This window comes from Sphingomonas carotinifaciens, from assembly GCF_009789535.1.
Taxonomy (GTDB): Bacteria; Pseudomonadota; Alphaproteobacteria; order Sphingomonadales; family Sphingomonadaceae; genus Sphingomonas; species Sphingomonas carotinifaciens.
This window is the reverse complement of sequence record NZ_WSUT01000005.1, coordinates 3,211,641-3,237,973: the sequence shown is the minus strand read 5'-3', so window position 1 is coordinate 3,237,973 and position 26,333 is coordinate 3,211,641. Positions and strand designations below refer to the sequence as shown.

Here is a 26,333-nt window from a genome sequence, read left to right as displayed (position 1 = left end):
CGCCTTAACGAACCGAGTCGTAGACCGGTCTGGCAATGGCTACCGCTGCACTCGATCCGACCGACTATCCGCTGGGGCTGGACGCCTCCGTCGCGGCGCGGATGATCGACATGATGTCGATCCCGGCCGCGATCGTCGGGCTCGGCAACGGGGCGGTCATCGCCTCTGCGACCAACATCGCGTTCCGGCGCGCCGGGTTCGGCGTGGTGAACGGGCGGGCACGGCTGCTGACCGCGCTGGGCGAGCGGATCGAGGCGTTTCTGGCGTCGGGCGAGCGGCAAAGCGCCTTTGCGCATGCGCATGGCGAGGCGATCGATTGCCGCTTCTTCCAGGTGACGCTGTCGCGATCGAGCCCGATGGTGCGCGACGAATGCATCGTGATGCTGGTCGACCAGACCGCACAGCATCTGAGCGAGCGCTCCCTGCGCCGCGAGATGAAGACCGACGCGCTGACCGGATTGCCCAATCGCGAAGGATTCGGTGACCTGATCGAACAGGCGATGACGGGCAGGCGGCATCACGCGGTGCTGGTGGTCGATCTGCACCGATTCGGGCAGTTGAATGCGTGCATGGGATCGCTGGTCGGCGACGAGCTGCTGATCACGGTGGCGCGCCGGCTCAAGGGGGCGCTGCGCGGGCGCGATACGCTGGGGCGGATCGGCGGCGACGAGTTCGGCATTTTGATGGCGATCGACGACCATGCTGAGGAAGCGCAGATCCTGGCCGAGCGCATCCAGCGTGCATTCGCCGCGCCGTTTCGCCTGACCGATTACGAGATCAGCGTCGAGGGGGCGGTGGGCATCGCCTATGGCTTCGAAGGGGATGATGACGCCGAGGAGATGATCCGCCACGCGCAGTTCGCGGTGAAGCGGGCCAAGGAGAGCGGCCGGTCCGAAGTCTATCAGCCGGCGGCGTTCACCATCGCGCGTGCGCAATTCGCGATGGAAACCGAGCTGCGCCACGCGGTGGAGGAAAAGCGCCTGCGGCTGCATTATCAGCCGATCTGCGACCTGGCATCGGGGCGGATCACCAAGTTCGAGGCGCTGGCGCGGTGGCGGACGCAGGACGGGCGCGAAATTTCACCGACCGAGTTCATCCCCGTGGCGGAGGAATCCGGCCTGATCGTGCCGCTCGGCCGCTGGGCGATCGAGGAAGCGGCGTCGACGCTGGCGGGGTGGGACAGAGCCGCGGGCGGCAATAGCGGCGTGCGCATGGCGGTGAACCTGTCCGCGATCCAGTTGCAGCGCGATACCGTGGTGGACGTGATCGAGCGGACGCTGACCGCCGCCGGGCTGACCGGCGACCGCTTCACGCTGGAATTGACCGAAAGCGTGATGGTGAGCGACCCGGACCGGATCGCGGACACCATGCTGGCGCTGAAGGGACTGGGGGCGACGCTGGCGCTCGACGATTTCGGCACCGGCTATTCGAATCTGGCCTATCTGCAGAAGCTGCCTATCGACATTCTGAAGATCGACCGCAGCTTCGTGACCGGCATGCTCGCCGATCGCGACAAGCTCGCGATCGTGCGCGCGATCCTGGGCCTGGCTCAGGCGCTGGGGATGCGGACCACCGCCGAAGGGGTCGAGACGATCGAGCTGGGCCAGACGCTGGGGGCGCTCGGCTGCAACTACGGGCAGGGTTATGTCTATGCCCGGCCGCTGGATGCGGCGGCCGCCTGGTCGATGCTGGCCGAGCGCAACGCCTGAGCCACCGCATCGTCGGCGAGTTCGAGCACGCGGGGGGCAGGAGGGAAGCCTTCCGCGATCCACTGCGTCTCGATCGCGCGCAACACGGCGGCGACCTGCGGCCCTTTGCGCAAACCCCGTTCGACCAGCGCACCGCCGCCGATCGGCAGCGTCGGCGGGGTCCAGCCGGCCAGTGCCGCCGGGTCGGCCCCGGACAGCAACAGGCGATCGATGGCGAGCGTGGGGCCGTGGCGATAGGCGAGCGCGCGGGCGCCTTCCTCGCCGGGACCCTGGGTGGCGGCGACCAGCCGCTTGCGATCGGTGTTGGACAGCTTCAGCCGCGCGCCCACGCTTTCGGCGGATGCGGCCGGCACCAGTGCGGCCAGCCGGCGAACGGCATCGGCTGCCATACCCGCCTCCGCCTCCCGCCCGGCGAGCAGCGCCAGACGGGCGACGCCGTCGCTGTCGATTTCCGGCAGCACCGCCCGCAGGATGCCGCGATCGACCATCAGGCCGAGGACCGGGACCGCGCCGGCGGTGACCAGCAGCTTCAGCAGTTCGCTCGCGATCCGTTCGCGCGACAGCGCCATCAGGTCGTTGGCGCGCTGCGTGCACGCCTCCAGGCCGGCATCGTCGATCGCATCCCCGAAACGCGCGTGGAAGCGGAAGAAGCGCAGGATGCGCAGGTGATCCTCGGCGATGCGTTGCCGCGGATCGCCGATGAAGCGGACGCGGCCGGCATGAAGATCGGTCAGCCCGTCGAAATAGTCGTACAATTCGCCGGTTACCGGATCGGCATACAGCGCGTTCATCGTGAAATCGCGGCGACCGGCATCCTCGCGCCAATCGTCGGTAAAGGCGACAACGGCATGCCGGCCATCGGTGGTGACGTCGCGGCGCAGCGTCGTCACCTCGACCGGGCCGCCGGGCAGGACCGCAGTGATCGTGCCGTGTGCGATGCCGGTCGGCACCGCCTTGAATCCGGCCGCCGCGACGCGCTCCATCACCGCCTCCGGCGGCAGGGGCGTGGCGAGATCGATATCGGCGACCGCGATGCCCAGCAGCGTGTCGCGCACCGCCCCGCCGACGATGCGGGGGTTGCCCGGTACGGCGGCAAGCGCGGCAGCGAGCGCCGACAGTCCGTCATGCGTCTGCCACGACGCGGTGGAGAGAAGGGTCGTCATGCCGCCGGGCGCACCCAGGCCGGCGTAGCGGCGAGGCGCCGCGACAGGTTGACGATCATCGCCGCGGTGGCGCCCCAGATGCGACGGTCGTTCCACATGATCTCGAAGAAATGGCGATCCTGCCCGCGCCAATGGGCGCTGGCACGCACATGGTTGGCGGGGTCGAGCAGAAAGGCGAGGGGGACCTCGAACACGCTGGCCACCTCGGCCTCGGCCGGCACGAGGGGCAGGTCCGGCGGGACGATGCCGATGACGGGGGTGACCGCATAGCCGGTGACGGTGCGATAGCGATCGGCGATGCCGACCACGGTCACCGCAGCGGGGGGCAGGGCAATCTCCTCCTCCGCCTCGCGCAGCGCGGTGGCGACGATGTCGGCATCCTCCGCATCGGCGCGGCCGCCGGGAAAGGCGATCTGGCCGGCATGACGGCGCAGGGTTTCGGTCCGCTGGGTCAGGATCACGCCGGGGGCGGCGCGGTCGGTGATCGCGACAAGGACGCCGGCATCGGTCAGCGACGACGGATCGACGATGTCATCCGCCATGTCGCCGGCGAGCAGGTCGACCACCGGCGTCTCGGCCATCGCGGCGGCAAGCCGCCAGGCCAGCGTCATGCCGCAGGCTCCAGCGGGAAAAAGGCGTCGTTGCTCCACAGGCCGGGCACCGCATCGTCGCCGGCAAGCGCACGCTCGACCAGTTCGTAATAAACCGGCCGCGCCACCAGCGCCTCCAGCCCGCGGCGGACGTGAAGATAGGGGCGGGGGCCATCCTCGCCCGGTGCGAAGCGCAGCGCATGGTCGGGGCCGGCGGTGACGAGGTCGCCGGTGTTGAGCTGGAAAGCCAGGCGCGCGGTGCGGCCTTGCCCTTCCGCCTGCATCGCCACCGCGACGAAGGGCGCATCCTCCACCGCGATGTCGAGCTTTTCGACCGGCGTGACGAGAACATGGGACCCATCCGCCTCGCGGCGCAGGATGGTGGAGAACAGGCGGACCATGGCCGGGCGACCGATCGGGCTGTTCTGGTGATACCAGGTGCCATCGCGCGCGATCCGCATCTCGCTGTCGCCACAATGCGCGGGCGTCCAGCTGTCGACCGGCGGCAGGCGCGCCTCGTCGACGGCGCGGGCGATCTCGGCCAGGCTCATCGTGGCGATATCGGGGGGAAGATCCATGGGCATCGCCGTGCGAGGTAGGCGCGCGGGCGAGCGGCGTAAAGGTTCAGGCGGGCGCGCGGTGGCGGGGCCCGAGCAGGCCGGGGGCATCCGGTACGTCGCCACCGCGGGCGAGCAGGCGGTGCCGCTCGACCGGGCCGGGCAGGCGCCAGCCAGTGGTATGCTCGGCGGAAAAGCCGAAGAAGCGGCCATAATATTCCGGGTCGCCGATCAGCATCAGGGCGCCGTCGAGGCCGTGTTCGGCGGCGGCCGCCAGCGCACGGGCGACGAGGCGGCGACCGATGCCGTCGCGCTGACGATCGGGCGAAACCGCGACCGGGCCGACCATGACGAGCGGATGCGCGGTGCCGTCGTCGCGGGCGAGCGCGATCGGCCAGCACTGGATCGAGCCGATCAGCGTGCGATCTTCCCGGGCCGCGAAGCCGAGTTCGGGGATCGCCTGCGCGTCGCCGCGGACCTTGTAGGCGGTACGGGTGTGGCGGCCGGCTCCGAACGCGCGGTCGAGCAACGCCTCCACGTCGGCGGCGTCGGCGGGATCGAGCGGGGCGATCGCTATCGGGGAGGTCGTCACGGGCGCAAAATTCCTGGCCGGGCCGGAAGGCCACGAAACGCGCGCGCCTTACCGCGGCGGGCGGCGAACGCAAGCGGCATTGCCTTTGGGGGCCAAGCGAGTAGAGGCCGCTGCCCATGGAAGACAGCCTTCAGCTCGAAGTTCACGATCTCGAAGTCCAGGTGCTGACCGGCATCTATTCGGAAGAGACGCATCTGCCGCAACCGCTGCGCATCTCGTTGACGGTGGACCTGGAATGTCCCGCCCGGTTCGCGCCCGATACGCCGCTGGGCGCGTCGAAAAACTATCTCGACCTGAAACACGCCGCGACCACGGCGTTGCCGGCGGGCGTGCATTTCACCCTGATCGAGGGGGTGGCCGACCATATCTGCGAAACGCTGTTCCTGCAGGATGCGCGGGTGCGGCGGGTGCAGGTGAAGATCGTGAAGCTGGCGATCGCCGAGGATGGCGAGGCGATCGGCATCACGCTGGTCCGCCATCGGCGCTGAACCGGTGCGGGTCGATGCCCATCCCGGTGACGATGTCGCCGGCCTGGTCCGCGGCACGCGCGGCGAATCGGTGGTGCTGGTGATCCAGTCCGGTCGCGACGATCTGGCGCAGGCGCTTGCGCTGGCGGCGATCGGGCCGCTGGCGGTCGAACGCGCGCCGGACCGGATCAACGCGGTTGTGGTGGGCGAGGGGGCGGGGGCCGCCGCGGTGGAGGCCGCGGTGGCGTTTCTCGACGCCGCCCCGTCCACCACGGGTCAGGTATTGGCGGTCGGCACCTGACGCGCACGCCCGCAAGGGCCAAGCGCCGCCAAGACGAAGCGATAATCCTCGCGCGCGATCTCGGCATCGCTGCCCTGCAGCTGATCCGTGCTGGCATCGGGCAGCGTGTCGGGCAGCGCGCAGGCAAGGCGGTACCAGAGCAGCGTGTCGCGCTGCGGCGGGCCGGCGGCCTCGTCCACGATCTCGCTGAGCGCCACCGCCCAACGCGGCTGTTCGCCCGGCCGGCGAAGCACCGACAGCGACACCGGCCGATTGTCCGAGGTCGTGAGGAAGATCTGCGTCTCGCCCTCCCCCGGCAGCGACCCGGGGACATGGAAGGCATTGCCGACGCCGGTGATGACCGGCGGCGCCGCCTGCGCCAGGGCATCGCGGGTAATGGCGCGGGTGCGCGCATCGAGATCCGCGGACCAGGGCAGTTGCGCGTCCGGTGCGACCAGCTGCAACTGATCGGGTGCGGAGGGCACGCGCCGCGCGAACAGCAGTACGCGCATCTTCTTCAGCTTGGGCGCGCGACCGCGTGCGTCCAGCCCGACATCCAGCAGGTAACCGACCCGCGGCGGCACCCCGCCGGCACCGCGTACCAGCGCCGTTACGTCCGCCTCGATATAGAAGCGTTGCTGTCCTGGTGGGACCGAGGCGGCTTCCGCGCCCTTGATCCTGGTCGCCGAACGGATGGTCGCGTCGACGATCACCGGTGCCGACAGGACCAGATCGGCCAGATCGGCATAGCCGGGGCCGGCCGGTGCAATGGCGGCGGCCTGATTCGCGGCAACGGCGGGCTGCGTGCCGATCGCGGCGAATGCGAGCGCCAAGGCGGGCATCGCGGTGGCGGCGACGAAAAAAGAAGAGCTACAGCGCATCATGCGCTTGCACATAGGCGGTTGCGGATTAACGATACAGAAATAATTCCGTCACGGCTGGATTGTAGGATTATTACGTCTGACAAAGCGTTTGCACCACGGCATGGGTCGCGATAGGGTTGAGGCTCTGCCGTGCATGCTATGCGCCTTGGCAGGAGTTTCCGCATTCCCGACCACGGCGAAGCGAAACTGGCAGATTGAGGAGTGTCGTTGCTGAATGGCCTATACTGACCAGAAGATGTCTGGGGGCAAAATCGGCGCCATCGTAATCGTGGTGCTGATCCACGCCGTCCTGGGCTATGCCCTCGTCACTGGTCTTGCGACCAATTTCGTGAAGAAGGCTGCCGAAAAGCTGAATACGTTCGACGTCGAGGAGCCACCGCCCCCGCCGCCGCCGGACGAGCCGCCCCCCCCGCCGCCGGATCAGCCGAACCTGCCGCCGCCGCCGACCACGGTGGTGACGCCGCCGCCGATCGTCAACGTGCCGGTTCCGGCACCGTCGATCTCGACGACGAGCATCATCCCGCTGAGCCAGCCGACGGCGCCGCCCGCTCCGCCTGCTCCGCCCGCCCCGCCTGCGCCGCCTGCGGCTCCGGTGGTCAGCAAGGCTGCGGGTGCAAAGGGTGATCCCGCGCAGTGGATCTCGACGGACGACTATCCGCCGAGCTCGATCCGCGCACAGGAAGAGGGCACGACCGCCATCAAGTGGGACATCAACACGCAAGGCCGTGTGGAGAACTGCGTGGTGACCCAGTCGAGCGGATCCAGAGCGCTGGACGACGCGGCATGCCGCGCGATCACGCGCCGCGGTCGCTACAGCCCCGCCATGGATCAGTCGGGCAATCCGATCCGGTCGAGCTCGTCGCGACGCGTGACGTGGCGCCTGCCGCAAGAGTGACGTTCAGCACCATCCCGTTTTTACGATTTAGTCAGAGGACCTAACCAATCATGCTCACCACCATCCTCGCCGCGGGCGGCGCTGCGGCCGGAGCCGAGGCAAACCCTTACGGCCTCGGCGCTGCGCTTCGCGAAGGCGGCCTGATCTCGCAGTCGGTGTTCACGATCCTCGTGCTCATGTCGGTCGTGTCCTTCTACATCCTGTTCTCGAAGCTGTTCGAGCAGCAGAAAATCATCAACCAGGCGAAGCGCGTCCGTCAGGGCTTCTGGAGCTCGAACTCGCTGCGCGAGGGTTCGGCCAAGCTCGAGAAGAACTCGGCCTACAAGCAGATCGTCGACGACGGTCTGGCGGCTCAGGACCAGCACTCGAAGCTGACCGATCCGGTCGAGGCGCATGACTGGCTGCACGGCTCGCTGGCGCGTTCGGAAGCGGCGATCAACTCGAAGCTGGGTGGCGGTCTCGCCTTCCTCGCGACCGTGGGCGCCACCGCACCGTTCATCGGTCTGTTCGGCACCGTGATCGGCATCTACCGCGCACTGATCAAGATCGGTTCGTCGGGCCAGGCATCGATCGACGCGGTCGCCGGTCCGGTCGGCGAGGCGCTCATCATGACCGCACTCGGCCTGGTCGTCGCGGTTCCGGCCGTGCTCGCCTACAACTGGCTGCAGCGTCGCAACAAGGGCATCGCGGAAGACCTGTCGGCCTTCTCGAACGACGTGCTCGGCTTCCTGGCTTCGAACGGTGCGGTTCGCCCGACGACCGGTTCGGCTGCCGCCGGCAAGCCCGCAACCGTGAAGGCGACCCCCGCCACGACGACCGCCGGCCAGGCCGGTGGTGTTCAGACGCGCGCCTGAACCAAGCAGGGGCAGGGTCGCCGTGGTGGCGGCCCTGCAACCCGGCCGCGGGTATGAACCCTCGGTCGGGCCGGTGTAATCACACCGGCGACAGAATGATGGATAGGATAGCTCGCACATGGCGATGAGCGTTGGAGGGGACTCCTCCGAGAAACCGATGTCGGAGATCAACACGACGCCCCTCGTGGACGTCATGCTGGTGCTTCTCATCATCTTCCTGATCGCGGTTCCCGTTGTGATCCAGTCGGTGCCGCTCAAGCTGCCCGATGTGCGGTTCGACCCGACCACGACCAAGCCGGAAAACGTGTCGCTTTCCGTCACGTCCGAGAACGGCCAGTGCGCGGTCTATTGGAACCTGACCCGGGTCAATTCCAACGAACTGCGCGAACGTGCCGTCACCAAGCTCCAGGCCGAGGTGGATCGGCTTGGCCCGAACATCACGCCGGATCAGCTGCCCGAAGCGCATATCCGCGGGGACGTGAATACGCCCTACCGGTGCATCGGCGGCACCATCTACACGATGCAGCAGGCCGGTTTCGCCCGCGTCGGCTTCATCTCCGAGCCGGCCCCCGGCCAAAACCCGCGCGCCTGACACGCGGCCTGAAGGAGTAGCTTGCCATGGCAATGAGCGCCGGATCTGACGACGGCGAGCCGATGATGGAAATGAACACGACGCCGTTGATCGACGTCATGCTCGTTCTCCTCATCATGTTCATCATCACCATCCCGATCCAGACGCACGCGGTGAAGGTCGACCTTCCGGTCAACTCGAAGAACGCGCCGCAGAACCCCGTCGACCCGCAGAAGAACAAGGTGGGTATCGATGAGGCGGGTGTCGTCACCTGGAACGGGTCGCAGGTCGATGAAGTGACGTTGCGCCAGTATCTCGACCAGTCGGCTGCGATCAATCCCGAGCCGGAACTCCACTTCCAGCCCGCGCCCAACGCGAAGTATGAAGCGGTGGACCGCACGCTCGCGGTGATCAAGCGGTCGGCGGTGACGAAGCTCGGCTTCATCGGCAACGAGCAGTATCGCAACGATTTCTGATCGCTGACGATCAGGTGAAAGAAGACAGGGCGGTCCTTCGGGGCCGCCCTTTTTTGTCTCTGGCTATGGAGATGGTGAAGCTGGGCAAGGCGCGTCCGGAGCATATGCCAGCGCAGTGATCAGGCCTCACACCCCTCCGGCATGAGGAGCGATCGGGCGGGCATCGGGGCGACCCTCCGCCTGTCGAATGTCATCGTTCATGATGCCGAGCGACCGAGGGCCGAGTTAGCGGGCTTCCTGTGGACCCGGCAGGAAGTGCAGGGCGGGGTGGGTTATGGGGTCGCGGGTGAGGTGGCGGGTGTCGCGGGCATAGTCGACGGTCATTTGCCAGGGGGCGGCGTCGCCCTGTCTGGGGAGGGTGTCGAGGGAGCGGGTGACGTAGCCGGCGGCGAAGTCGAGCAGTGGGCGGGTTTCGATCGGACCCCCCGGCCGTTCGGCGACGACGATCCGCGCGTCGCGCGCATCCATCATTTCCAGCAAGCGACAGAAATGGCGGCAGATCAACCCGACCTTCAGCGTCCAGGAGGCGTTGGTATAGCCGACGGTGAAGCTGAAGTTCGGAACGCCGTCCAGCATCATGCCCTTGTAGACCAGGTGCTCCGCCGGATCGATCGTCCTGCCGTCGATCGCGAGGGTCGCGCCGCCGAACAGTTGCAGCTTCAGGCCGGTCGCGGTCACCACGATATCGGCCGCGATCCGCTCGCCCGACGCCATGACGAGGCCCGTTTCGTCGAAGCGGGCGATGGTACCGGTGACGATCGATGCCCGCCCGCCCCGCAGCGCGGCGAAATAGTCGCCATCCGGCACCGCGCACAGCCGCTGGTCCCATGGCGCATAGGGGGGCGTGAAATGGGGATCGAGGGGGAAGCCGGCGGGGAGCGACCGGCGGTTCGCCCAGCGGATGAAGCGGCGGGCGGCGCGGGGGTAGCGCTGGAACAGGGTGTAGACCCAGCGTTGGCGGGCAATGTTGAGGCGGCGGGTGACCGCATAGGCGGTGGCGGCGGGGAGGAGGCAGCGGAGGACGGCATGGATGCGGTCGCGGCTGGGGACGGGGAGGATGTAGGTGGGGGTGCGCTGTACCTGCACGACATGGGCGGCGGTGCGGGCAAGCGCGGGGACGAGCGTGACGGCGGTGGCGCCGCTGCCGATCACCGCGACACGCTTGCCGGTGACGTCGAGGTCCGCGGGCCAATGCTGGGGATGGACGATCGGGCCGGCAAAATCCTGCTGCCCGGCAAAGTCCGGCGCATAGCCCTGCGCATAATCGTAATAGCCGGTGGCGCCGAACAGCCAGCGACATAGCAGGGTGATCGTCTCGTCCCGGTCGGTACGGCGCACCTCAACCCCCCAGAGCGCCTTGCCGCTGTCCCAATCCGCCCGCAGCAGGCGATGACGATAGCGGATGGCGCGATCGACGCCATATTCGGCCGCCGTGTCGCGCAGATAGGACTGGATCGCGGGGCCGTCGGCGATCGCCTGATCGGAGGTCCATGGCCGGAATTCATAGCCGAAGGTGAAGAGATCGGAATCGGAGCGGATGCCGGGATAGCGGAACAGATCCCAGGTGCCGCCGAGATCGCCCCGCGCCTCAAGAATGGCGAAGCGCTTGTCCGGCATCAGGCGGCGCAGATAGCAGGCGCAGCCGATGCCCGACACGCCCGCGCCGACGATGAGGACGTCAAGAATGTCCGGCGGCGCGGCCGGCGATTGCGCGTCCTTGGACGGCCCGGTCAGGCGTGCAGCCTTTTGGCGAGCGCGCCGCGCTGCTCGGCGATTTCGGATTGGGCACGGCGCAGTGCCTCCACCTCGGTTGCGGCGAGGACGTCGTCGATCACCCGGCGCAGATGGTCGCGCATCGCCTTGCGGGCGGCAGCGGAATCGCGGGCACGCAGCGCATCGACAATCAGGCGATGCTCCTCGACGCGGGGGTGAACGCCTTCCCGCCGGGCCTCGGCAAACATATGGGCGCTGAGCGGGGCCCGATCGCGCAGCGTCCACAGCATGTCGACGACCGTGGTGATGACGGTATTCCCCGTCGCCTCGGCGATGCGCAGGTGGAACAGGCGATCGGCCTCCACCGCCTCGGGACTGGAGGAGGCGACCGCGGCCATGTCGCCAAGGATGCGATCGAGTTCGGCCACCGCCTCGTCATCGATCACCGTCGCGGCGACGGCGGCAGCCTCCCCCTCGAACAGGATCCGCGCCTCGATGAGTTCGAATGCGCCGATGTCGAGTTCGGGCTGGTCGGTGGTCTGCGGGGTGATCGCCGTGACGTACAAGCCGGAGCCGTGCCGCGCCTCGACCAGCCCGCGTATCTCCAACGCGATCATCGCCTCGCGGATGGTGGGGCGGCTGACGGAATATTCCTCCGCCAGTTCGCGTTCGCCGGGCAGGCGCATGCCGGTGGTATAGCGCCCCTGGTCAATGGCCTCGACGATCGCATGGACGATGCGCTGGTACAGCTTTTCGCCGCGCTGCTTCATGGGGTTCTCATGTCACGCCGGGGGCGGGGGTACAATAGCCCGCGCGCGCCGGGCGTGGATGGATATGGGCCGGTTGATCTTGTCCGGCAAATCGGCACAGTGTCGCAAAAGGCCAAGGGGGAGAAGGCATGCTGGATCGACGCACATTTTGCGGCCGCGTGGCGCTGGCCGCGACATTGCCGGCCTTTGCGCAGCGTGCCGCGGCGGCACCCGCGGGCGGCGGATACGCCTTCAGCTATTTCCGCAATGCCGACAATGGCGGGGCGGGCATGCGGCTGGCGATCAGCGAGGACGGCTACCGGTACCGTGCGGTGCGCAACGGCGCGCCGATCCTGGTGCCGATGGTGGGCGAGAACAAGCTGATGCGTGATCCGTGCATCGCGCGCGACCCGCAGACCGGGCTTTATCACATGGTGTGGACGACGAGCTGGACGGGCGTGACGATCGGCCATGCCTCGTCGCGCGACCTGATCCACTGGTCCGAGCAGCAGGCGGTGCCGGTGATGGCGGCGTTCCCGGACACGCGCAACAGCTGGGCGCCGGAACTGGTGTGGGACGCGCGGGCGCGGCATTTCGTGATCGTGTGGGCAAGCACGGTCGGCAAGGCCGGAGACGAGGGCGATCACCGGCTGTACGCCACCACGACGCGCGACTTCCGCCGGTTCACCCCGACGCAGCTATTCTACGATCCGGGCTTCAGCGTGATCGACGCGACCTTTCTGGAGCGGGATGGCCGGATGCTGATGTTCGTGAAGGACGAACGCAGGGACCCGCTGCGCAAGGTGATCCAGTGGTGCGAGGTGTCGCTGTCCCCGCCGCGCTTCGGGCCATTGTCGGCGCCGATCACGCCGGCATGGAGCGAGGGACCGACCGCGGTGGTGGTGGATGGCGAGATCGTGCTGTTCTTCGACCGCTACACCGAGAAGCATTATGATGCGGTCGCCTCGCGCGACGGGCGCACGTGGCGCGACGTGTCCGACCGGATCGCGATGCCGGCCGGGGCCAATCATGGCACGATCATTCCGATCGGTGCGGCGCGGTTGAAGGCGCTGGCGGCGCTGGGCTAGGCGCAAGCCCCCTGGACGTGGGCGATGCCCGCCTCCAGCCCGCGCAGTTCGGCGAGGCCGCGCAGGCGGCCGATCAGTGAATAGCCGGGATTGCAGCGACGGGTGAGGTCGTCGGCCATCTGGTGGCCGTGGTCCGGCCGCATCGGGATGCTGCGTCCCTGCGCCCGCGACAAGCGGTGGATCGCGGCGACCACGGCGGGCATGTTCGCGTCGCCGCCAAGATGCGCCGCCTCGTGAAAGGCGTGATCCCCTTCGCGCTGCACCGAGCGGAGATGAAGAAAGCCGATCCGGTCGCCCAGCCGTTCGATCATGCCGGGCAGGTCGTTGTCGGGGTGGGCGCCCAGCGAGCCGGTGCAGAAGCACAGGCCGTTGGAGGGGGCGGGGACGCGGTCGAACAGCGCGGCGAAGTCGGCCTCGGTGCTGGCGATGCGGGGGAGGCCGAACAACGGAAAGGGCGGATCGTCGGGATGGAGGACGAGGCGGATGCCGAGCGCATCGGCGTGCGGGCACACGGCGCGCAGAAAGGCGACATGATTCTCGCGCAGGCGGTCCGCGTCGATGCCGGCATAATCCTGCATCGCGGCCAGAAAGCCCGCGGAGGTGAAGCTTTCCTCGCTGCCCGGCAGGCCGGCGAGGATCGTCGCCTCCAGCGCGTCACGGTCCGCCGGCGACAGCCGCGCGAACAGCGCGGCGGCGGCGGCGACGCGGGCCGGCGGGTAATCCGCCTCGGCACCGGGGCGGCGGAGGATGTGGATGTCGTAGGCGGCGACCGCATCCCATTCGAAACGCAGCGCGAGTGCGCCATCGGGCATGGGGTAAGCGAGATCCGTCCGCGTCCAGTCTAGCAGGGGCATGAAATTGTAGGTGACGACGGTGATACCGCAGGCGGCAAGATTGGTCAGGCTGTCGCGGTAGGCGGCGATGCGTTCCTCCCACAGGGGGCCCCGCGTCTTGATGACATCATCCACCGGCAGGCTTTCGACGACGGTCCAGCCAAGGCCCGCCGCCTCGATCATCGCGCGGCGCGCGGCGATGGTTTCGCGTGGCCAGACCGCGCCGTTGGGAACCTCATGCAGCGCGGTTACCACCTCGCTGGCCCCGGCCTGCCGGATCGCGGCGAGCGAGACCGGGTCGGCCGGGCCGAACCAGCGCATCGCCTGCGTCATCCACGGTCCCGTGGTCCGATCATGCGACGCCGACATCCGCCATTCTCCCGACAAACTCATCTCCGGGCAGGGCTGTAGCGCGATCCTGACAGGCCAGTCTACGAAAAATGGACAGGCCAATATTGATGTTCGATTACAAGCAATTTCGGGGAGGCGATGCATGTCCGGACCCGATACTGTCCCGCGGCGGATCGCAGGTCGCGTTGCTGCGTTTCCAGCCCCATGCTAGAGGCCGCGCCATGCCAGGGGGTATCCGGAACTTCGCCGCGGCGCGCGCCGCCTCGTTCATGAGCCTGCGGGCGATATGAGCGTCTCGCCAACGGGGGTGGCGACCACCGGGCCGGCCGGCCATGACGAACAGCATCACGGCGGCATGATCAAGCTGGCGCTGGGTGCGATCGGCGTGGTGTTCGGCGATATCGGGACCAGCCCGCTTTATGCGTTCCGCGAAACCTTCGCGAGCCCGCACCATCCGCTGCCCGTCGACACCGCGCACATCATGGGCGTCATCAGCCTGATCTTCTGGTCGATGATGATCGTGGTGTCGGTGAAATATGTCGCCATCATCATGCGCGCCGACAATAATGGCGAGGGCGGCAGCCTGGCGCTGCTGGCGCTGGTGTCCGGACAGACCAAGACGAAACGCTGGACGCGGGGGATCATCCTGCTGGGCGTGTTCGCCACCGCGCTGTTCTATGGCGACAGCATGATCACGCCGGCGGTCACCGTCTTGTCCGCGGTCGAGGGGCTCGCCGTGGCGGCGCCGGCCTTTGGCGGGTTCGTGATCCCGATCGCGGTGGCCATCCTGATCGCGCTGTTCTCGATCCAGCGATCGGGGACTGAAAAGGTGGGGTTGTTCTTCGGCCCCGTCATGCTGCTCTACTTCGGGGTGATCGCGGTGCTGGGCGTGATCAGCTTCGTGCAGACGCCGGCGATCCTGTGGTCGCTGTCGCCGCATTATGCGGTGCAGTTCTTCCTGATCGATCCGCTGCGCGGCTTTCTTGCGCTGGGTTCGGTGGTGCTGGCGGTGACCGGCGCCGAGGCGCTGTACGCCGATATGGGGCATTTCGGGCGGCGGCCGATCGGCCTGTCCTGGCTGTTCTTCGTGCTGCCGGCGCTGATGCTGAACTATATGGGGCAGGGTGCGCTGCTGTTCCGCGAGGGCGAGGCGGCGCTGGAAAGCCCCTTCTACATGCTGGCGCCCGACAGCCTGCAATTGCCGCTGGTGATGCTGGCGACGGCGGCCGCGGTGATCGCCAGCCAGGCGGTGATCACCGGCGCCTTCTCGGTCACGCAACAGGCGATCCAGCTCGGCTTCATGCCGCGGCTGCGCATCGAGCATACCTCGGCGACGACGGCGGGGCAGATCTACATCCCGCTCATCAACTGGATGTTGATGGTGATGGTGATCCTGCTGGTGCTGTTCTTCCGCACCTCCTCCAATCTCACATCGGCATACGGAATCGCGGTGACGGGGGCGATGTTCATCGACACCTGCCTGCTGGGCGTGGCGCTGACCCGGTTGTGGAAGTGGCCGCTTTACGCCGCGATGCCGCTGCTCGCGCTGTTCTTCCTGGTGGACGGGGCGTATTTCTTCGCGAACCTGACCAAGGTGCCGGCGGGCGGGTGGTTCCCGCTGCTGGTCGGCTTCATCATCTTCACCTTCCTGACCACCTGGTCGACGGGGCGCAAGCTGATGATCGAGCGGCTGCGCGAAGGCACGATGCCGGTGAAGGTCTTTATCGAATCGGCGGCCAATGCGGCGTCGCGGGTGTCGGGCACCGCGGTGTTCATGACCAGCACGTCGGAGGGCGTGCCCCATGCGCTGCTCCACAATCTGAAGCACAACAAGGTGCTGCACGAACGGGTGATCCTGTTGACCGTCAAGATCGCCGGCCGGCCCTATTGGCCGGACCATGACCGGGCGGCGCTGGAGGAACTGGGGCACGGCTTCTACCGGCTGGTGCTGCGCTTCGGCTTCATGGAGGAGGCGAACGTGCCGGCCGGGCTGAAGCGGGTGGAGATCGAGGGGGGCGCGTTCAAGATGATGGACACCAGCTTCTTCCTGTCGCGCCAGACGCTACTGCCCTCGTCGCGACCGGGCATGATGCTGTGGCGCGAGAAGCTGTTCTCGTGGATGCTGCGCAATGCGGAAAGCGCGATGGAATTCTTTCGCCTGCCGACGAACCGGGTGGTCGAACTGGGCAGTCAGGTGGAGATTTGACCGACGCGCCCGCACCTGCGCCGATCATCGTCTCCGCGCTGTTCGGCCGGCACGACCAGGGCTGGCTGGACGGATTGCGGCGCGAGCATTTTCCGCCCGAGCGCAACCAGCTGGATGCGCATTGCACGCTGTTCCACCATCTGCCGCCGTCGGCGGCGGACGAGTTAAAGCACCGGCTGAACGGCATGACGCGCGGCGTGCGGGCACCACAGGCGAAGGCGGCCGGGCTGATGTCGCTGGGCCGCGGGGTGGCGATCCGCATCGAATCGCCCGAGCTGGTGGCGATCCGGCACGAGCTGGCGGATGCGTTCAGCGGCCTGCTGACCCCGCAGGATGCCGGCGGATGGCGGCCGCATGTGACGATCCAGAACAAGGTCACGCCGGCGACCGCCCGGCTGTTGCTGGCCAATCTGTCGCGCGGGTTCGAGCCGCGGATGGTCGAGGTGATCGGCCTGGGGGCGTGGTGGTATCGCGGCGGCCCCTGGGAGTTGCTGTCGCGACATTTGTTCGCTTGACCGGCCCGAACAGCCTGCTTATAGGCGCCGCTCCGACGATGGTTTGCCTTCAAGGCGGAGTAGCTCAGCTGGTTAGAGCACGGGAATCATAATCCTGGGGTCGGGGGTTCAAGTCCCTCCTCCGCTACCATCGTTCCCGACATTTGTCCCAATTCGGTACTTGCTTTGGCCCCTGGCCGGAGCGATGATCTGGTGTGACGCGGCGGTCCGGATTCTCCCATCCCTGCTCTCGCCGCGTCACGCCTCCGCCTGAAATCGGGAACAACCGGCGTGCCCGGGCGTCGGTAGCGCTGCACCGTGTGGTGCGTGCCCTACCACAGCCGGGAGTATCCAATTATGATCGCAAAGTTTCTGACGGCGGCGGCCGCGTCCGCCATGGTTGCCGCGCCTGTTGCGGCAGCGCCCGCCAATCCGGCGGCCAGCCTGTCGGTGGCCAAGTCGGCGCGTGCGTCGGCACCCAGCGCCAAGAAGAACGAACTGGCCGGCGGCGGCGTGATCGTGGCGGTGCTCGCCGCAGCCGCGGTCGTGGGCGGCATCATCCTGATCGCCGATGACGACGACGATTCGGACAGCAACTGACGCCTGACCTATGATGTGACGGGAGCCCCTGACCGGGCTCCCGTTTTCACAACAGCAGCGCGAACAGCAGGGCGACCGATCCCCAGCCGACAGGCCCGAGCGCGACCAGTATCGCGATCCGCCACCGCGCATGCAGCCGCGGCGCAGGGCGCAGGGCCGGACCAGCCACGATCCGTCCGAAATGCATCATGCCTGTTCACGCTCCCAGGCGGCGACCGCTGTTGCGAGCGCGCAAATAAAGGCGAACGGGCCGCCGCGTGGGGCTGGCTGAGCTTTGGCCATCAACCGCGCAAGGTGGTGTATGTCGGCGGGCGGCGGCACTTCCTCTGCCGCGGTCCATTCGGCGTCCTGTCGCATCGTTGCTGTTCCGTCATCAATGATGCCGCTTCCTGGCGGAGAGACGGTTAAGCGCGGGTAAGACCTGCGCCGCTATTCCGGATCAGTCGTGAACCATCCGAAAGGATCATGTGCGACGAGCATGGCGTCGGGGCGGGCCAGGGCAACCAGGGTGAGGTCGTGGGTGCGCGCGTGGGATAGCGCGAGCGTGGTGGGGGCGGAGATGCCGACAAGGATCGGCGCGCCGATGACCAGGGCTTTATCGACCATTTCGTAGCTGATGCGGGAGGTGACGAGGATAAAGGCGGGGACGGTGGCGCCGGCGAGATGGCCGATCAGCTTGTCGAGGGCGTTGTGGCGGCCGACGTCTTCGCGGACGGCGAGGATGGTGCCGGCGGCGTCGCAGGCGGCGGCGGCGTGGACGGCGCCGGTCTGGACGTTGAGGGGTTGGTGGGCGCGTAGGGTCGCGAGGGCGGCGAAGAGGGCGGGCGCAGGTGCGGTGGGGCGGGCGGCGCGATAGGTGACGGGGCGGGCGACCTGCTCCAGCCCGGAAATGCCGCACAGGCCGCAACTGGTGTCGCTGGTGCGGTGGCGGACACGGTCGTGGATGCGGGCGCGGCAGCGCGCGACGAGCGCGACGCGGACGATCCAGCCCCGTTCGGTTTCAAACGGGTCGATGTCGAGGATGTCGGCAGGCGCATCGATCAGGCGTTCGGTGAGCAGGAAGCCGGTAGCGAAGTCGCCGAAATCCTGCGGCGTCATCATCATCACCGCATAGCCGAACCCGTCGATCTCGATCGCGACCGGCACTTCGCAGGCGATGGCGCGGTCGATGGCGGCCTGGCTGCCATCGACGCGCAGGATCGTCAGCGCCGCGTCTTCCGCAGCGTTCACAGCGTCTCCAGATCGGCGGGGGTGTTGATGTTGGCGAGCGGGACGGGCGAGGGGACGGGGATGGCGCCGACCGAGCGTGCCCAGCCGCGCACCGATCGGTCGCCGTTCAGCCCTAGATGCGCCAGCAGATGCGCGCCGAGCGCCGCCGGCCACAGCCCCAGCACGGGTGCATCGGCGCAGTAGGACGGTTCGCGGTGCAGCAGCGCCTCGATCAGACCATCGGGCAGGCGGGGCATGTCGCAGCCGATCGTCAGCACGCAGCGAAACCCATGTTCCGCGGCATAATCGAGCGCGCCGGCGATGCCGCCCAGCGGCCCGAGCCCCGGTTCGGGCAGGTCCGGCACCCCGCCCTCTCCACCGATCATGACGACGTCGGCGCAGTGCGGCGCGATCAGTGCGCGGGCATGGGCGGCAAGTGATCGCTCGCCGAGCAGCGCCTGCGCCTTGTTCGAGCCGAAGCGGGACGAACGCCCGCCGGTCAACACCGCACCCAGGATCGTCATGAGGGCACGCGCACGCGCACAGGCACCGACTTGCCGGCCGGCACATGGCTCTCCAGGGCGTGGTGCTCGAGGGCGATCAGATAGTTCAGCTCGGGATAATAGCCGCCGATGCACCCCGCCGGGATGTCATAGGCGGTGACGCGCAGATCGCCGACGACGCGTTCCACCCCGTCCTCCGCATCGCTTTCCAGCGCGATCCGGTCGCCGTCCTTCAGGCCCAGCCGGGCAATATCCGCCGCGTTCATCATCGCGACCTGACGCGTCCCCTTGATGCCGCGGAACCGGTCGTCATAGCCGTAGACGGTGGTGTTGAACTGGTCGTTGGACCGCAGCGTGATGAGGCGGAAGCGGCCATCGGCATCGTCGAAGCCGGCGGCGTTGAGTGCGCGCGGCGTGTTGAATTCCGCCTTGCCGCTTTCGGTTTCCCACTGGCGATGCGCGGCGGGATTGCCCTTCCAGAAGCCGCCGGGTTCGAACAGGCGTTCGTTGAAGTTGGCGAACTTGTCGGGATAGACATCCTCGATCGCCTTTCGGACGAGGCTGTAGTCGCCGACCCATGCGTCCCAGGGAACGTTGGGGTTGGGCGGCAACACCGCCTTGGCGAGACCGGCGACGATCGCTGGCTCGGACAGAAGGGTGTCGGACGCCGGGCTGGCCTTGCCGACCGAGCCGTAGATGTGGCTGAACGAATCCTCCATCGACACCGCCTGACGGCCGCTTTCCTGCATGTCGCGTTCCATGCGGCCGAGGCAGGGGAGGATGTAGCTTTCCTCGCCGGGATAGAGGTGGCTCTTGTTCAGCTTGGTGGCGATGCTGACGGTGATCGGCAGCTTTGCCCAGCCTTCCTTCATCTTGGCATGTTCAGGCGTCGCGCGCAGGAAGTTGCCGCCCAGTTGCACAAAGCCCTCGCACGTGCCGTCGATGATCTGCCGGCAGCTTTCCACCGTGTCCCAGCCCTTTTCAATGGGCGGTTCGAACTCGAACAGTTCCTTCAAACGGTCAACGGGGGCCAGCTCGGTCTTCTCGGTGATGCCGACGGTGCGCTGGCCCTGTACGTTGCTGTGGCCGCGGACCGGACCGGGGCCGGCACCCTCGCGACCGATATTGCCGCGCAGCAGCAGGAAATTGACCAGCATGTACAGGCTGTCCATGCCGTAGCGATGCTGGGTGATGCCCATGCCGTAGACGACGATGACGCGCTTGGCCTTCATATAGACCTGCGCGGCCGCCTCGATCGCGTCGCGGGTCAGGCCGCTTTCGCGGGTGATGTCGTCCCATTTCGCAGCGCGGGCGAAGGCGGCAAAATCCTCGAACCGGGTGGTGTGCTGTTCGAGGAAATGATGGTCGAGGACACGCTCGTTGCCGAGCGCACGGGCGCGGTCATCCGCCTCGATCACCAGCTTGCAGATGCCGAGCAGCGCGGAAATGTCGCCGCCGGCGCGGACCTGATGATATTGGGTGGCGATGGTGGTCGAGCCGCCCGTCGTCATCTGCACCGGGTTCTGCGGATCGGTGAAGCGTTCCCAGCCGCGTTCGCGCAGCGGATTGAACACGACGATCTCGACACCGCGGTCGCGGCAGGATTTCAGCGTGTGGAGCATGCGCGGCGCATTGGTGCCGACATTCTGGCCAAAGGCGAAAATGGCGTCGCACTTCTCGTAATCTTCCATCTGGATCGTCGCGACCGGCGAGCCGATCGCGTTTTTCAGACCGACACTGGTCGTCTCATGGCACATGTTGGACGAATCGGGCAGGTTCTGCTGCCCCCACATGCGGGCGAACAGGCCGTACATGAACGAAGTTTCGAGGCTGGCGCGGCCCGACGCGTAGAGCACGACCCTTTTCGGGTCGCAGCGTTTCAGCCTGGCGCCGATCGCGGCGAATGCCTCATCCCACGGCACCGCGACATAGCGGTCGGTGGCGCGGTCATACTTCATCGGGTGGGTCAGGCGGCCGGCCTGTTCCAGATCATGGTCGGGCCATTCGGCCAGCTCGGAGACGCTGTGCTTTGCAAAGAACTCCGGCGTGACGCGCAGGTTGGACAATTCCCAAGCGGTTGCCTTAGCGCCATTTTCACAGAATTCGGCGATGTGCGGCTTGGCGGGTTTGCCCCATGCGCAACTGACACACATGACGCCTTCCGGTTTGTTCTGGCGGCGCAAAGCGTCCAGCACATCGGGGCCAGGACGCTCTTTGGGCACTACCTGTGCCATGCCGCGCATCGAGCCCCAGCCACCGGCCGCGCCGGTATATTCCGTGATCTTCACGTCCTTGTCTTCGTCGCGCATGCATACTTCTCCGCCTAACAAAGGTAACGAAGCGGACCGGCAATCGGTGCCAGCGGGGCAGTTCATTTTTTCGTCGCTTGCGCTTATCTAGGTGCCAGGGAAGAAACAGGATGCAAACGCTCTCATGACGACGCACACCACCCGCATGCTTATTCTGGGTTCGGGGCCAGCCGGCCTGTCGGCCGCGATTTACGGCGCGCGTGCCGGCATGGCGCCGATCGTGGTGCAGGGCATCCAGCCTGGCGGGCAGCTAACCACCACTACCGATGTGGAGAATTATCCCGGCTTTGCCGATGTCATCCAGGGTCCCTGGCTGATGGAGCAGATGCAGAAGCAGGCCGAGCATGTCGGCACGCGCCTGATGTGGGACACGATCACCGAGGTCGATCTGTCCCGGCGCCCGTTCCGCCTGATCGGCGATGGCGGCGACGTGTATGAAGGGGACGTGCTGGTGATCGCGACGGGCGCGCAGGCCAAGTGGCTGGGCCTGGACAGCGAGGACGCGATGAAGGGCAAGGGCGTATCCGCCTGCGCGACCTGCGACGGCTTCTTCTATCGCGGTAAGAAGGTGGCGGTGATCGGCGGTGGCAACACCGCGGTCGAGGAGGCGCTGTACCTGACCAACCATTCGGATGACGTGACGCTGATCCACCGCCGCGACAGCTTGCGCGCCGAGCGCATCCTGCAAGAGCGGTTGCATGCGCATCCGAACGTCAAGGTCCTGTGGAACAAGGAAGTCCGCGAATTCGTGGACGGCGGCGACAATGCCGGGCTGGTCGCGCTGGACCTGGTCGACACGGTGACGGGCGAGCATAGCCGGATCGACGTGGAGGGCGGCTTCGTCGCGATCGGGCATCACCCGGCGACCGAGCTGTTCCGCGGGCATCTGGAGCTGGATGCGGACGGCTATATCGCGGTGGAGGCGGGATCGACCCGCACCAGCGTGGAGGGCGTGTTCGCGTGCGGCGATGTGGCCGACAAGGTGTACCGGCAGGCGGTGACTGCGGCGGGCACCGGGTGCATGGCGGCGCTGGATGCCGAGCGGTTCCTGGCGGCGGCGGAGTTCGCCGAGATGGCCGAGGCGGCGGAATAGGGTTTCTGCTCCCTCTCTCTTTTGGGGGAGGGGGTGCCAAGCCGTGCTGCGCTGCTGGGCGGCCCCTCACCCTCCCACCGCTTTGCGGCGGGCCCCTCCCGGAGGGGAGAGGGGTAGTGGTCAGCCAATCCAGGGCTTCTCTCTGAACCATTTGGTGATGACGTATTTCACCCCGGCGCGCACCTTCATGCCCTGGTGCAGCGTCGCGGCGTTCAGCGAACCGTCCGCTCGGCGGTTGTTCCAGGCGAGGAGCTTGCCGGTTTCGGGCTGAATCGTCTTGTCGACCGACTTGAAGCGGGTCGCGCCGCCCGCCTCGGGCGTGTTGAGGTAGATCATCACCGTCCAGGTGCGATTGCCCGAGCGGCCGCAATAGCGATCGTAATCGATGCCGAGCGGCTCGAAATAATCGGTATGGCCCTTGAACTCCTGACCTACCGCGTAGCGCTGGCCCTGGATCGGCTCGCCATGTTCGGGCGACAGGCCGGTCAGCGCGGCGATGATGCCCTCGGTGGCGATCACCGCAGGATCGGCGGGGTCGAGATCGCCGGTTTCGCTGGTGCGGTAACTGGCATCGCCGTTCGAATCGGAGACGGTGGAGGGGCGGCGCACCGCATCGATGCGCGCGATCAGGGTGGCGCACAGCTCGGCGGGAAGCGCCGCGCGCTTGACGAACAAGGTGAGCTTGGGACTGGGCAGGCGCTGGACGCCCGGTTGACCGAGCAGGCGCTGTACGATCGGTTCGGCGTCGAGGCCACTGCCAAGCGCGGGAATATCGAGGTTCGGCATCGTCATGACAGGCATCCTATCAGCGGCGCGGTGCCGTACCAATGTGACGCCCGTGTTTCGGGGCTTTGACGCAAAGCTGTAACATGGCATGCCTAGGGCGCGTGCGGCGGTTGGGGTGTTTGGTTCATGCGTTTGAAGCTCGACGCGCGGGGTCGCCGGCTGTTGCGGCGCCTGCCCGTCGTCAATGTTTATTCGGTGGCCGAACTGCTGCTGATGGCCGGGCTGGCCATTCAGGCGGCACGGCTGGTGTGGGCGGTGGTGACGCCGGTCGCGCCGCTGGGCGACTGGCGCCCGGCGCAGCCGGTGGTGCCGGGATCGCCCTCCACCATTCTGTCGGGCTTCGATCCCTTTTTCCGCCTGCAAGGGGCGACCCAGGCGCCGGCCACCGTCACCGCGCTGCAACTGACGCTGTTCGGCACGCGGATCGACGAGGCGATGGGCCGCGGCTCCGCGATCCTGGCAGGGCCCGACGGGGTGCAGCAATCGGTGGCGATCGGCGACGAGATCCAGCCGGGTGTGCGGCTGAAGGCGGTGGCGTTCGACCATGTGGTAATCGATCGCGGGGGGGCGGAGGAGACGCTGTATCTCGACCAGTCCGATGCACCGGGTGCGTCGGGGGGTGAGGCGGGGGCGCCGCCGCCGGCCGCCGGCGGGGCCGGGGTGCGGATCGGGCAGTTGCGCAGCGATATCGGGTTCATTCCCCGGCTGGACGGCGGCCGCGTGTCCGGGCTGGTCGTGCGCCCGCAAGGGTCGGGCGCGGCGTTCCGCGCGGCGGGCTTGCAGGAGGGCGATGTGGTGACCGCGATCGGCGGGCGCCCGGTGACCGGGCCGGGCGATATCGACCGCGTCGCCGCCGATTTCGGGCAGGGCGGCAATATTCCTATCACGGTCGAGCGCGGCAATCAGACGCTGCCGCTCGCCATCACGATTGTGGCGGGGCAATGAAGAGACTGGTTCTGGGTTCGGTTCTGGCCATCGCGCTGGCAGCGGGCGCGCATGCGCAAACCACGCTGAACGTGCGCGATGCCGATATCCGCGCGTTCATCGCGGATGCCGCCAAGGTGACGGGGCGGACCTTCATCATCGACAGCCGGGTGCAGGGCAAGGTGACGGTGGTGACCGACCGGCCGCTGTCCCGGTCCGAATATTTCGAGATCTTCCTGTCGACGCTGCGCTCCAACGGTCTGGTCGCGGTGCCGACCTCGGGTGGGGCGTTCCGGGTGCAGCCGCTGGACAATGCCGCCTCGCAGCCGAGCCGGATCGGGGCGGGGGGTGCCAATCGCAACGCCTTTGTCACCGAGATCATCCGGTTGCGATCGGGCGATGCGGCGGCGGCGGTGGAGACGGTGCGGCCGCTGGTCAGCGCGCAAGGCTCGGTTACCGCCAATCGCGGCGGCAACAGCCTGGTCGTGGTGGACTTTGCCGACAATGTGCGGCGCATCCGCGAAGTGGTGCGCCGGATCGACACGGACAATGCCTCGACGCGGGTGATCGCGCTGCAAAATGCCGGCGCGCGCGAGATCGCCAGCGCGTTGCAGGCACTGGCCGGTGGCGGTAGCGGCGGCGCCGCGGTGCAAAGCGGCGGCGGCAACCAGGGTGCGGTGGCGAGCGGCACGGCGGGGGGCGTGTCGGTGGTGGCGATTGACAGCTCCAACTCGGTGGCGCTGCGGGGTGACGCGAGCAGCGTTGCGCGGCTGGCGCAGGTGGCGCGCGAGCTGGACGAAAAGGCGCGCAACGGCACCGAGATCCGCGTCGTGTTCCTGAACAATGCGGATGCCGAGCAGTTGCTGCCGGTGTTGCAGCAGCTGGTCGGGCAGACGCCCGATGCGGTGCAGGAGACGACGCTGTCGCGGGGCAGCTTCTCGCAGACCAACGGGACGACGGGAGCGGCGGGGATCAATTCGACCGCGGCGCGCCAGTCGCAGCCGGTGCAGCAGACGCAGAGTGCGAGCACGCCGGGGAGCGGGGGGCAGACGGGGCAGCAGGCGGCAATCAGTACGCAGGGCGGGCGCACCGCCGCGGTGGTGACGCGCTTCGTGGGTGCGAACGCGATCGTGATCGCGGGACCGGCGGACGTGCAGCGGCAGTTGGGGGAGGTGATCCGGCAACTGGACGTGCGGCGCGAGCAGGTGCTGATCGAGGCGATCGTCGCGGAGGTGTCCGACCAGACGGTCAAGCGGCTGGGGGCGCAGTTCCTGCTCGGCAGCCTGTCGGGCGGGGCGTTCGGCGCGTCGACCTATTCGAACACCGCGCCCAACATCCTGCAGATCGCCGGCGCGGTCGCGGGGCAGCAGATCGGCGGTACAACAACAACGGTGATCGCCTCGGACGGCACCCGCACCGAGACGCGCACCCCCAACCCGGCGTTCGACCAGTTGACGCAGTCGGCGGTGCAGTCGATCCTGGGGACGACGGGCGGCGCGCTGGGCTGGGGCGGGCAGATCGGCGACACCGTGTTCGGCGCGATCATCAATGCGGTGAAGAGCGACACGACATCGAACCTGTTGCAGGTCCCGCACCTGATCACGCTGGACAATCAGCAGGCGCACAGCCTGGTCGGGCAGGAGATCCCGGTGACGACGGGGCAGGCGCTGTCGAACAATTTCGACAATGCCTTCCGCACCGTGCAGCGCCAGAATGTCGGCATCCAGCTCGACGTGAAGCCGCAGGTGAATGCGGGCGGGTCGCTGAAGCTGTATGTCCGCCTGGAGGTGAGTTCGATCGCCGGGCCGGTATCGAGCGACAATTCGGAGCTGATCCTGAACAAGCGCGCGTTCGAGAACGTGTTCACCCCCGATGACGGGCAGATCACGGTGATCGGCGGCCTGCTGGACGATAACGAGCGGCGCACGATCGAGAAGATCCCGTTGCTCGGCGACATTCCGGGGCTGGGCGCATTGTTCCGGTCCAAGGCGCGCAGCCGGGCCAAGACGAACCTGATGGTGTTCATCCGCCCGACGATCCTGCGCACGCCCGAGGATTCGCGGGCGGTGACCGAGCAGCGTTACGGCTATCTGCGCCAGTTGCAGGGCTATGCGCAGCCGGGCGTGGAGCCGTCGATCGACGAACTGGTGCGCGATTACATGAATGCCGCCCCGCCGATCCCGCGCGCGCCGATGCCCGGCAATATCGAGGACCCCAATATCGCGGTGCCGGTACAGCGGCTTCCCGAAACTCCGCGGCGGCGGCGGTGATCATCCGCAAGGGGCATGAGGGGACCGGCGATACGGTGCCTCTACCTTCTTCCCTTCCGCTCGGGGGAGGGCAGGTGCCTTTGGCCGATGCGCCTGCCGCACTTCCCTCCCCCAACCCGTCCCGCGAGCGGGAGGGGCGTGACGGGGTGCCCTCCCGCGAGCGGGAG

General features: G+C 67.6%; 27 protein-coding genes and 1 tRNA gene. 15 read left to right on the top strand and 13 right to left on the bottom strand.

Features of this window, described 5'->3' with window-relative positions:
- The first annotated feature begins 35 nt into the window (after positions 1–35).
- A complete protein-coding gene (locus tag GQR91_RS17110) occupies positions 36–1,709 on the top strand; it encodes a putative bifunctional diguanylate cyclase/phosphodiesterase (RefSeq protein WP_235903836.1) in 1,674 nt (557 codons plus the stop codon).
- Here the strand turns inward: GQR91_RS17110 and GQR91_RS17105 are convergent.
- From GQR91_RS17105 to GQR91_RS17090, 4 genes are read right to left on the bottom strand one after another with little or no spacing between them, the layout of a single operon-like run.
- On the bottom strand, positions 1,649–2,872 hold the full coding sequence (locus tag GQR91_RS17105) for a CCA tRNA nucleotidyltransferase (RefSeq protein ID WP_149680913.1): 1,224 nt from the start codon (positions 2,870–2,872) through the stop codon (positions 1,649–1,651). The two genes, GQR91_RS17110 and GQR91_RS17105, sit on opposite strands and share 61 nt — an antisense overlap.
- Positions 2,869–3,483, bottom strand: a complete 615-nt coding sequence (locus GQR91_RS17100) for a CoA pyrophosphatase (RefSeq protein WP_149680912.1) — start codon at positions 3,481–3,483, stop codon at positions 2,869–2,871. Before GQR91_RS17100 ends, GQR91_RS17105 begins: the two co-directional genes overlap by 4 nt.
- A complete protein-coding gene (locus tag GQR91_RS17095) occupies positions 3,480–4,046 on the bottom strand; it encodes a DUF1285 domain-containing protein (RefSeq protein ID WP_149680911.1) in 567 nt (188 codons plus the stop codon). Before GQR91_RS17095 ends, GQR91_RS17100 begins: the two co-directional genes overlap by 4 nt.
- A 40-nt stretch (positions 4,047–4,086) precedes the next feature.
- Positions 4,087–4,611 (bottom strand): GNAT family N-acetyltransferase, encoded by a 525-nt coding sequence (locus tag GQR91_RS17090; RefSeq protein WP_235903835.1) that lies wholly within the window; start codon positions 4,609–4,611, stop codon positions 4,087–4,089.
- Positions 4,612–4,727: 116 nt separating this feature from the next.
- Between GQR91_RS17090 and GQR91_RS17085 the strand changes: the two genes are divergently transcribed.
- Both GQR91_RS17085 and GQR91_RS17080 read left to right on the top strand, forming a co-directional pair.
- On the top strand, positions 4,728–5,099 hold the full coding sequence (locus GQR91_RS17085; RefSeq protein ID WP_112381115.1) for a dihydroneopterin aldolase: 372 nt from the start codon (positions 4,728–4,730) through the stop codon (positions 5,097–5,099).
- A 4-nt stretch (positions 5,100–5,103) separates the two neighbouring features.
- On the top strand, positions 5,104–5,379 hold the full coding sequence (locus GQR91_RS17080) for a Rossmann fold domain-containing protein (RefSeq protein ID WP_149680910.1): 276 nt from the start codon (positions 5,104–5,106) through the stop codon (positions 5,377–5,379).
- Here the strand turns inward: GQR91_RS17080 and GQR91_RS17075 are convergent.
- Positions 5,355–6,242, bottom strand: a complete 888-nt coding sequence (locus tag GQR91_RS17075) for a hypothetical protein (protein ID WP_249042550.1) — start codon at positions 6,240–6,242, stop codon at positions 5,355–5,357. The genes GQR91_RS17080 and GQR91_RS17075 overlap by 25 nt on opposite strands.
- Before the next feature lie 214 nt (positions 6,243–6,456).
- On the opposite strand from GQR91_RS17075, the gene GQR91_RS17070 reads away from it, so the two are divergent.
- The 4 genes from GQR91_RS17070 to GQR91_RS17055 all read left to right on the top strand — a co-directional run bounded on the left by GQR91_RS17070 (position 6,457) and on the right by GQR91_RS17055 (position 9,038).
- Complete coding sequence (locus GQR91_RS17070; RefSeq protein ID WP_112381113.1) at positions 6,457–7,137, top strand: energy transducer TonB; 681 nt, start codon at positions 6,457–6,459, stop codon at positions 7,135–7,137.
- Positions 7,138–7,187: 50 nt separating this feature from the next.
- Positions 7,188–7,991, top strand: a complete 804-nt coding sequence (locus GQR91_RS17065; RefSeq protein ID WP_112381112.1) for a MotA/TolQ/ExbB proton channel family protein — start codon at positions 7,188–7,190, stop codon at positions 7,989–7,991.
- Between the two features lie 118 nt (positions 7,992–8,109).
- Entirely contained in the window at positions 8,110–8,583 is a 474-nt protein-coding gene (locus GQR91_RS17060; RefSeq protein ID WP_112381111.1) for an ExbD/TolR family protein, read from the top strand.
- A gap of 26 nt (positions 8,584–8,609) precedes the next feature.
- Complete coding sequence (locus GQR91_RS17055; protein WP_149680909.1) at positions 8,610–9,038, top strand: ExbD/TolR family protein; 429 nt, start codon at positions 8,610–8,612, stop codon at positions 9,036–9,038.
- 225 nt (positions 9,039–9,263) lie between these two features.
- On the opposite strand, the gene GQR91_RS17050 is transcribed toward GQR91_RS17055, so the two are convergent.
- Together GQR91_RS17050 and GQR91_RS17045 are read right to left on the bottom strand one after the other, a co-directional pair.
- The gene (locus tag GQR91_RS17050) at positions 9,264–10,709 is read right to left on the bottom strand and encodes a flavin-containing monooxygenase (protein ID WP_268878312.1); all 1,446 of its coding nucleotides are present in this window, start codon (positions 10,707–10,709) and stop codon (positions 9,264–9,266) included.
- A gap of 59 nt (positions 10,710–10,768) precedes the next feature.
- Complete coding sequence (locus tag GQR91_RS17045) at positions 10,769–11,521, bottom strand: FadR/GntR family transcriptional regulator (RefSeq protein WP_149680908.1); 753 nt, start codon at positions 11,519–11,521, stop codon at positions 10,769–10,771.
- 128 nt (positions 11,522–11,649) lie between these two features.
- Here GQR91_RS17045 and GQR91_RS17040 point away from each other — a divergent pair, with 128 nt between their 5' ends.
- On the top strand, positions 11,650–12,588 hold the full coding sequence (locus tag GQR91_RS17040; RefSeq protein ID WP_149680907.1) for a glycoside hydrolase family 43 protein: 939 nt from the start codon (positions 11,650–11,652) through the stop codon (positions 12,586–12,588).
- Here GQR91_RS17040 and uxuA read toward each other — a convergent pair.
- Positions 12,585–13,754: a mannonate dehydratase gene (gene uxuA, locus GQR91_RS17035; RefSeq protein WP_149680906.1), complete on the bottom strand. Its 1,170-nt coding sequence runs from the start codon at positions 13,752–13,754 to the stop codon at positions 12,585–12,587. The genes GQR91_RS17040 and uxuA overlap by 4 nt on opposite strands.
- A 304-nt stretch (positions 13,755–14,058) precedes the next feature.
- Between uxuA and GQR91_RS17030 the strand changes: the two genes are divergently transcribed.
- The 4 genes from GQR91_RS17030 (at position 14,059) to GQR91_RS17015 (ending at position 17,072) form a co-directional block, all read left to right on the top strand.
- Positions 14,059–15,978 carry a potassium transporter Kup gene (locus tag GQR91_RS17030; RefSeq protein ID WP_149680905.1) on the top strand — a complete coding sequence of 640 codons (1,920 nt, stop codon included), beginning with the start codon at positions 14,059–14,061 and terminating at the stop codon, positions 15,976–15,978.
- On the top strand, positions 15,975–16,493 hold the full coding sequence (locus GQR91_RS17025; protein ID WP_149680904.1) for a 2'-5' RNA ligase family protein: 519 nt from the start codon (positions 15,975–15,977) through the stop codon (positions 16,491–16,493). Before GQR91_RS17030 ends, GQR91_RS17025 begins: the two co-directional genes overlap by 4 nt.
- A 53-nt stretch (positions 16,494–16,546) precedes the next feature.
- Positions 16,547–16,623: transfer RNA gene (locus GQR91_RS17020), tRNA-Met, on the top strand.
- Positions 16,624–16,829: 206 nt separating this feature from the next.
- Positions 16,830–17,072, top strand: a complete 243-nt coding sequence (locus GQR91_RS17015) for a hypothetical protein (RefSeq protein WP_149680903.1) — start codon at positions 16,830–16,832, stop codon at positions 17,070–17,072.
- A 46-nt stretch (positions 17,073–17,118) separates the two neighbouring features.
- Here GQR91_RS17015 and GQR91_RS17010 read toward each other — a convergent pair whose 3' ends face one another.
- From GQR91_RS17010 to GQR91_RS16995, 4 genes are all read right to left on the bottom strand, one after another.
- Positions 17,119–17,262 (bottom strand): hypothetical protein, encoded by a 144-nt coding sequence (locus tag GQR91_RS17010; RefSeq protein WP_160146720.1) that lies wholly within the window; start codon positions 17,260–17,262, stop codon positions 17,119–17,121.
- A gap of 239 nt (positions 17,263–17,501) precedes the next feature.
- Positions 17,502–18,302 (bottom strand): formate dehydrogenase accessory sulfurtransferase FdhD, encoded by an 801-nt coding sequence (gene fdhD / locus GQR91_RS17005; RefSeq protein WP_149680902.1) that lies wholly within the window; start codon positions 18,300–18,302, stop codon positions 17,502–17,504.
- Positions 18,299–18,805: a molybdenum cofactor guanylyltransferase gene (mobA, locus tag GQR91_RS17000; protein ID WP_112381103.1), complete on the bottom strand. Its 507-nt coding sequence runs from the start codon at positions 18,803–18,805 to the stop codon at positions 18,299–18,301. Before mobA ends, fdhD begins: the two co-directional genes overlap by 4 nt.
- Positions 18,802–21,093 carry an FdhF/YdeP family oxidoreductase gene (locus GQR91_RS16995; protein ID WP_149680901.1) on the bottom strand — a complete coding sequence of 764 codons (2,292 nt, stop codon included), beginning with the start codon at positions 21,091–21,093 and terminating at the stop codon, positions 18,802–18,804. The genes mobA and GQR91_RS16995 overlap by 4 nt, the downstream gene beginning before the upstream one ends.
- 124 nt (positions 21,094–21,217) lie before the next feature.
- Between GQR91_RS16995 and trxB the strand changes: the two genes are divergently transcribed.
- Positions 21,218–22,186, top strand: coding sequence for a thioredoxin-disulfide reductase (gene trxB, locus GQR91_RS16990; protein ID WP_149680900.1), 969 nt, complete (start codon positions 21,218–21,220; stop codon positions 22,184–22,186).
- Positions 22,187–22,306: 120 nt separating this feature from the next.
- Here the strand turns inward: trxB and GQR91_RS16985 are convergent, their stop codons facing one another.
- Positions 22,307–22,978, bottom strand: coding sequence for a prolyl hydroxylase family protein (locus tag GQR91_RS16985; RefSeq protein ID WP_149680899.1), 672 nt, complete (start codon positions 22,976–22,978; stop codon positions 22,307–22,309).
- 120 nt (positions 22,979–23,098) lie between these two features.
- Here GQR91_RS16985 and GQR91_RS16980 point away from each other — a divergent pair, with 120 nt between their 5' ends.
- Positions 23,099–23,917, top strand: coding sequence for a type II secretion system protein N (locus GQR91_RS16980; RefSeq protein ID WP_149680898.1), 819 nt, complete (start codon positions 23,099–23,101; stop codon positions 23,915–23,917).
- A complete protein-coding gene (gene gspD, locus GQR91_RS16975) occupies positions 23,914–26,166 on the top strand; it encodes a type II secretion system secretin GspD (protein WP_149680897.1) in 2,253 nt (750 codons plus the stop codon). Before GQR91_RS16980 ends, gspD begins: the two co-directional genes overlap by 4 nt.
- Positions 26,167–26,333: the final 167 nt, after the last annotated feature.

Excerpts from the sequence above, each read along its gene's own strand:
- GQR91_RS17045 (WP_149680908.1), bottom strand. The coding sequence starts at position 11,521 with ATGAAGCAGCGCGGCGAAAAGCTGTACCAGCGCATCGTCCATGCGATC.
- GQR91_RS17100 (WP_149680912.1), bottom strand. The coding sequence starts at position 3,483 with ATGACGCTGGCCTGGCGGCTTGCCGCCGCGATGGCCGAGACGCCGGTG.
- GQR91_RS17055 (WP_149680909.1), top strand. The coding sequence starts at position 8,610 with ATGGCAATGAGCGCCGGATCTGACGACGGCGAGCCGATGATGGAAATG.
- GQR91_RS17105 (WP_149680913.1), bottom strand. The coding sequence starts at position 2,872 with ATGACGACCCTTCTCTCCACCGCGTCGTGGCAGACGCATGACGGACTG.
- GQR91_RS17010 (WP_160146720.1), bottom strand. The coding sequence starts at position 17,262 with ATGATGCATTTCGGACGGATCGTGGCTGGTCCGGCCCTGCGCCCTGCG.
- GQR91_RS17070 (WP_112381113.1), top strand. The coding sequence starts at position 6,457 with ATGGCCTATACTGACCAGAAGATGTCTGGGGGCAAAATCGGCGCCATC.
- GQR91_RS16980 (WP_149680898.1), top strand. The coding sequence starts at position 23,099 with ATGCGTTTGAAGCTCGACGCGCGGGGTCGCCGGCTGTTGCGGCGCCTG.
- GQR91_RS17060 (WP_112381111.1), top strand. The coding sequence starts at position 8,110 with ATGGCGATGAGCGTTGGAGGGGACTCCTCCGAGAAACCGATGTCGGAG.
- GQR91_RS17040 (WP_149680907.1), top strand. The coding sequence starts at position 11,650 with ATGCTGGATCGACGCACATTTTGCGGCCGCGTGGCGCTGGCCGCGACA.
- GQR91_RS17085 (WP_112381115.1), top strand. The coding sequence starts at position 4,728 with ATGGAAGACAGCCTTCAGCTCGAAGTTCACGATCTCGAAGTCCAGGTG.
- GQR91_RS17110 (WP_235903836.1), top strand. The coding sequence starts at position 36 with ATGGCTACCGCTGCACTCGATCCGACCGACTATCCGCTGGGGCTGGAC.
- mobA (WP_112381103.1), bottom strand. The coding sequence starts at position 18,805 with ATGACGATCCTGGGTGCGGTGTTGACCGGCGGGCGTTCGTCCCGCTTC.
- GQR91_RS17030 (WP_149680905.1), top strand. The coding sequence starts at position 14,059 with ATGAGCGTCTCGCCAACGGGGGTGGCGACCACCGGGCCGGCCGGCCAT.
- uxuA (WP_149680906.1), bottom strand. The coding sequence starts at position 13,754 with ATGACGCAGGCGATGCGCTGGTTCGGCCCGGCCGACCCGGTCTCGCTC.
- GQR91_RS16985 (WP_149680899.1), bottom strand. The coding sequence starts at position 22,978 with ATGACGATGCCGAACCTCGATATTCCCGCGCTTGGCAGTGGCCTCGAC.
- trxB (WP_149680900.1), top strand. The coding sequence starts at position 21,218 with ATGACGACGCACACCACCCGCATGCTTATTCTGGGTTCGGGGCCAGCC.
- GQR91_RS17095 (WP_149680911.1), bottom strand. The coding sequence starts at position 4,046 with ATGCCCATGGATCTTCCCCCCGATATCGCCACGATGAGCCTGGCCGAG.
- GQR91_RS16995 (WP_149680901.1), bottom strand. The coding sequence starts at position 21,093 with ATGCGCGACGAAGACAAGGACGTGAAGATCACGGAATATACCGGCGCG.
- GQR91_RS17065 (WP_112381112.1), top strand. The coding sequence starts at position 7,188 with ATGCTCACCACCATCCTCGCCGCGGGCGGCGCTGCGGCCGGAGCCGAG.
- gspD (WP_149680897.1), top strand. The coding sequence starts at position 23,914 with ATGAAGAGACTGGTTCTGGGTTCGGTTCTGGCCATCGCGCTGGCAGCG.
- GQR91_RS17075 (WP_249042550.1), bottom strand. The coding sequence starts at position 6,242 with ATGATGCGCTGTAGCTCTTCTTTTTTCGTCGCCGCCACCGCGATGCCC.
- GQR91_RS17015 (WP_149680903.1), top strand. The coding sequence starts at position 16,830 with ATGATCGCAAAGTTTCTGACGGCGGCGGCCGCGTCCGCCATGGTTGCC.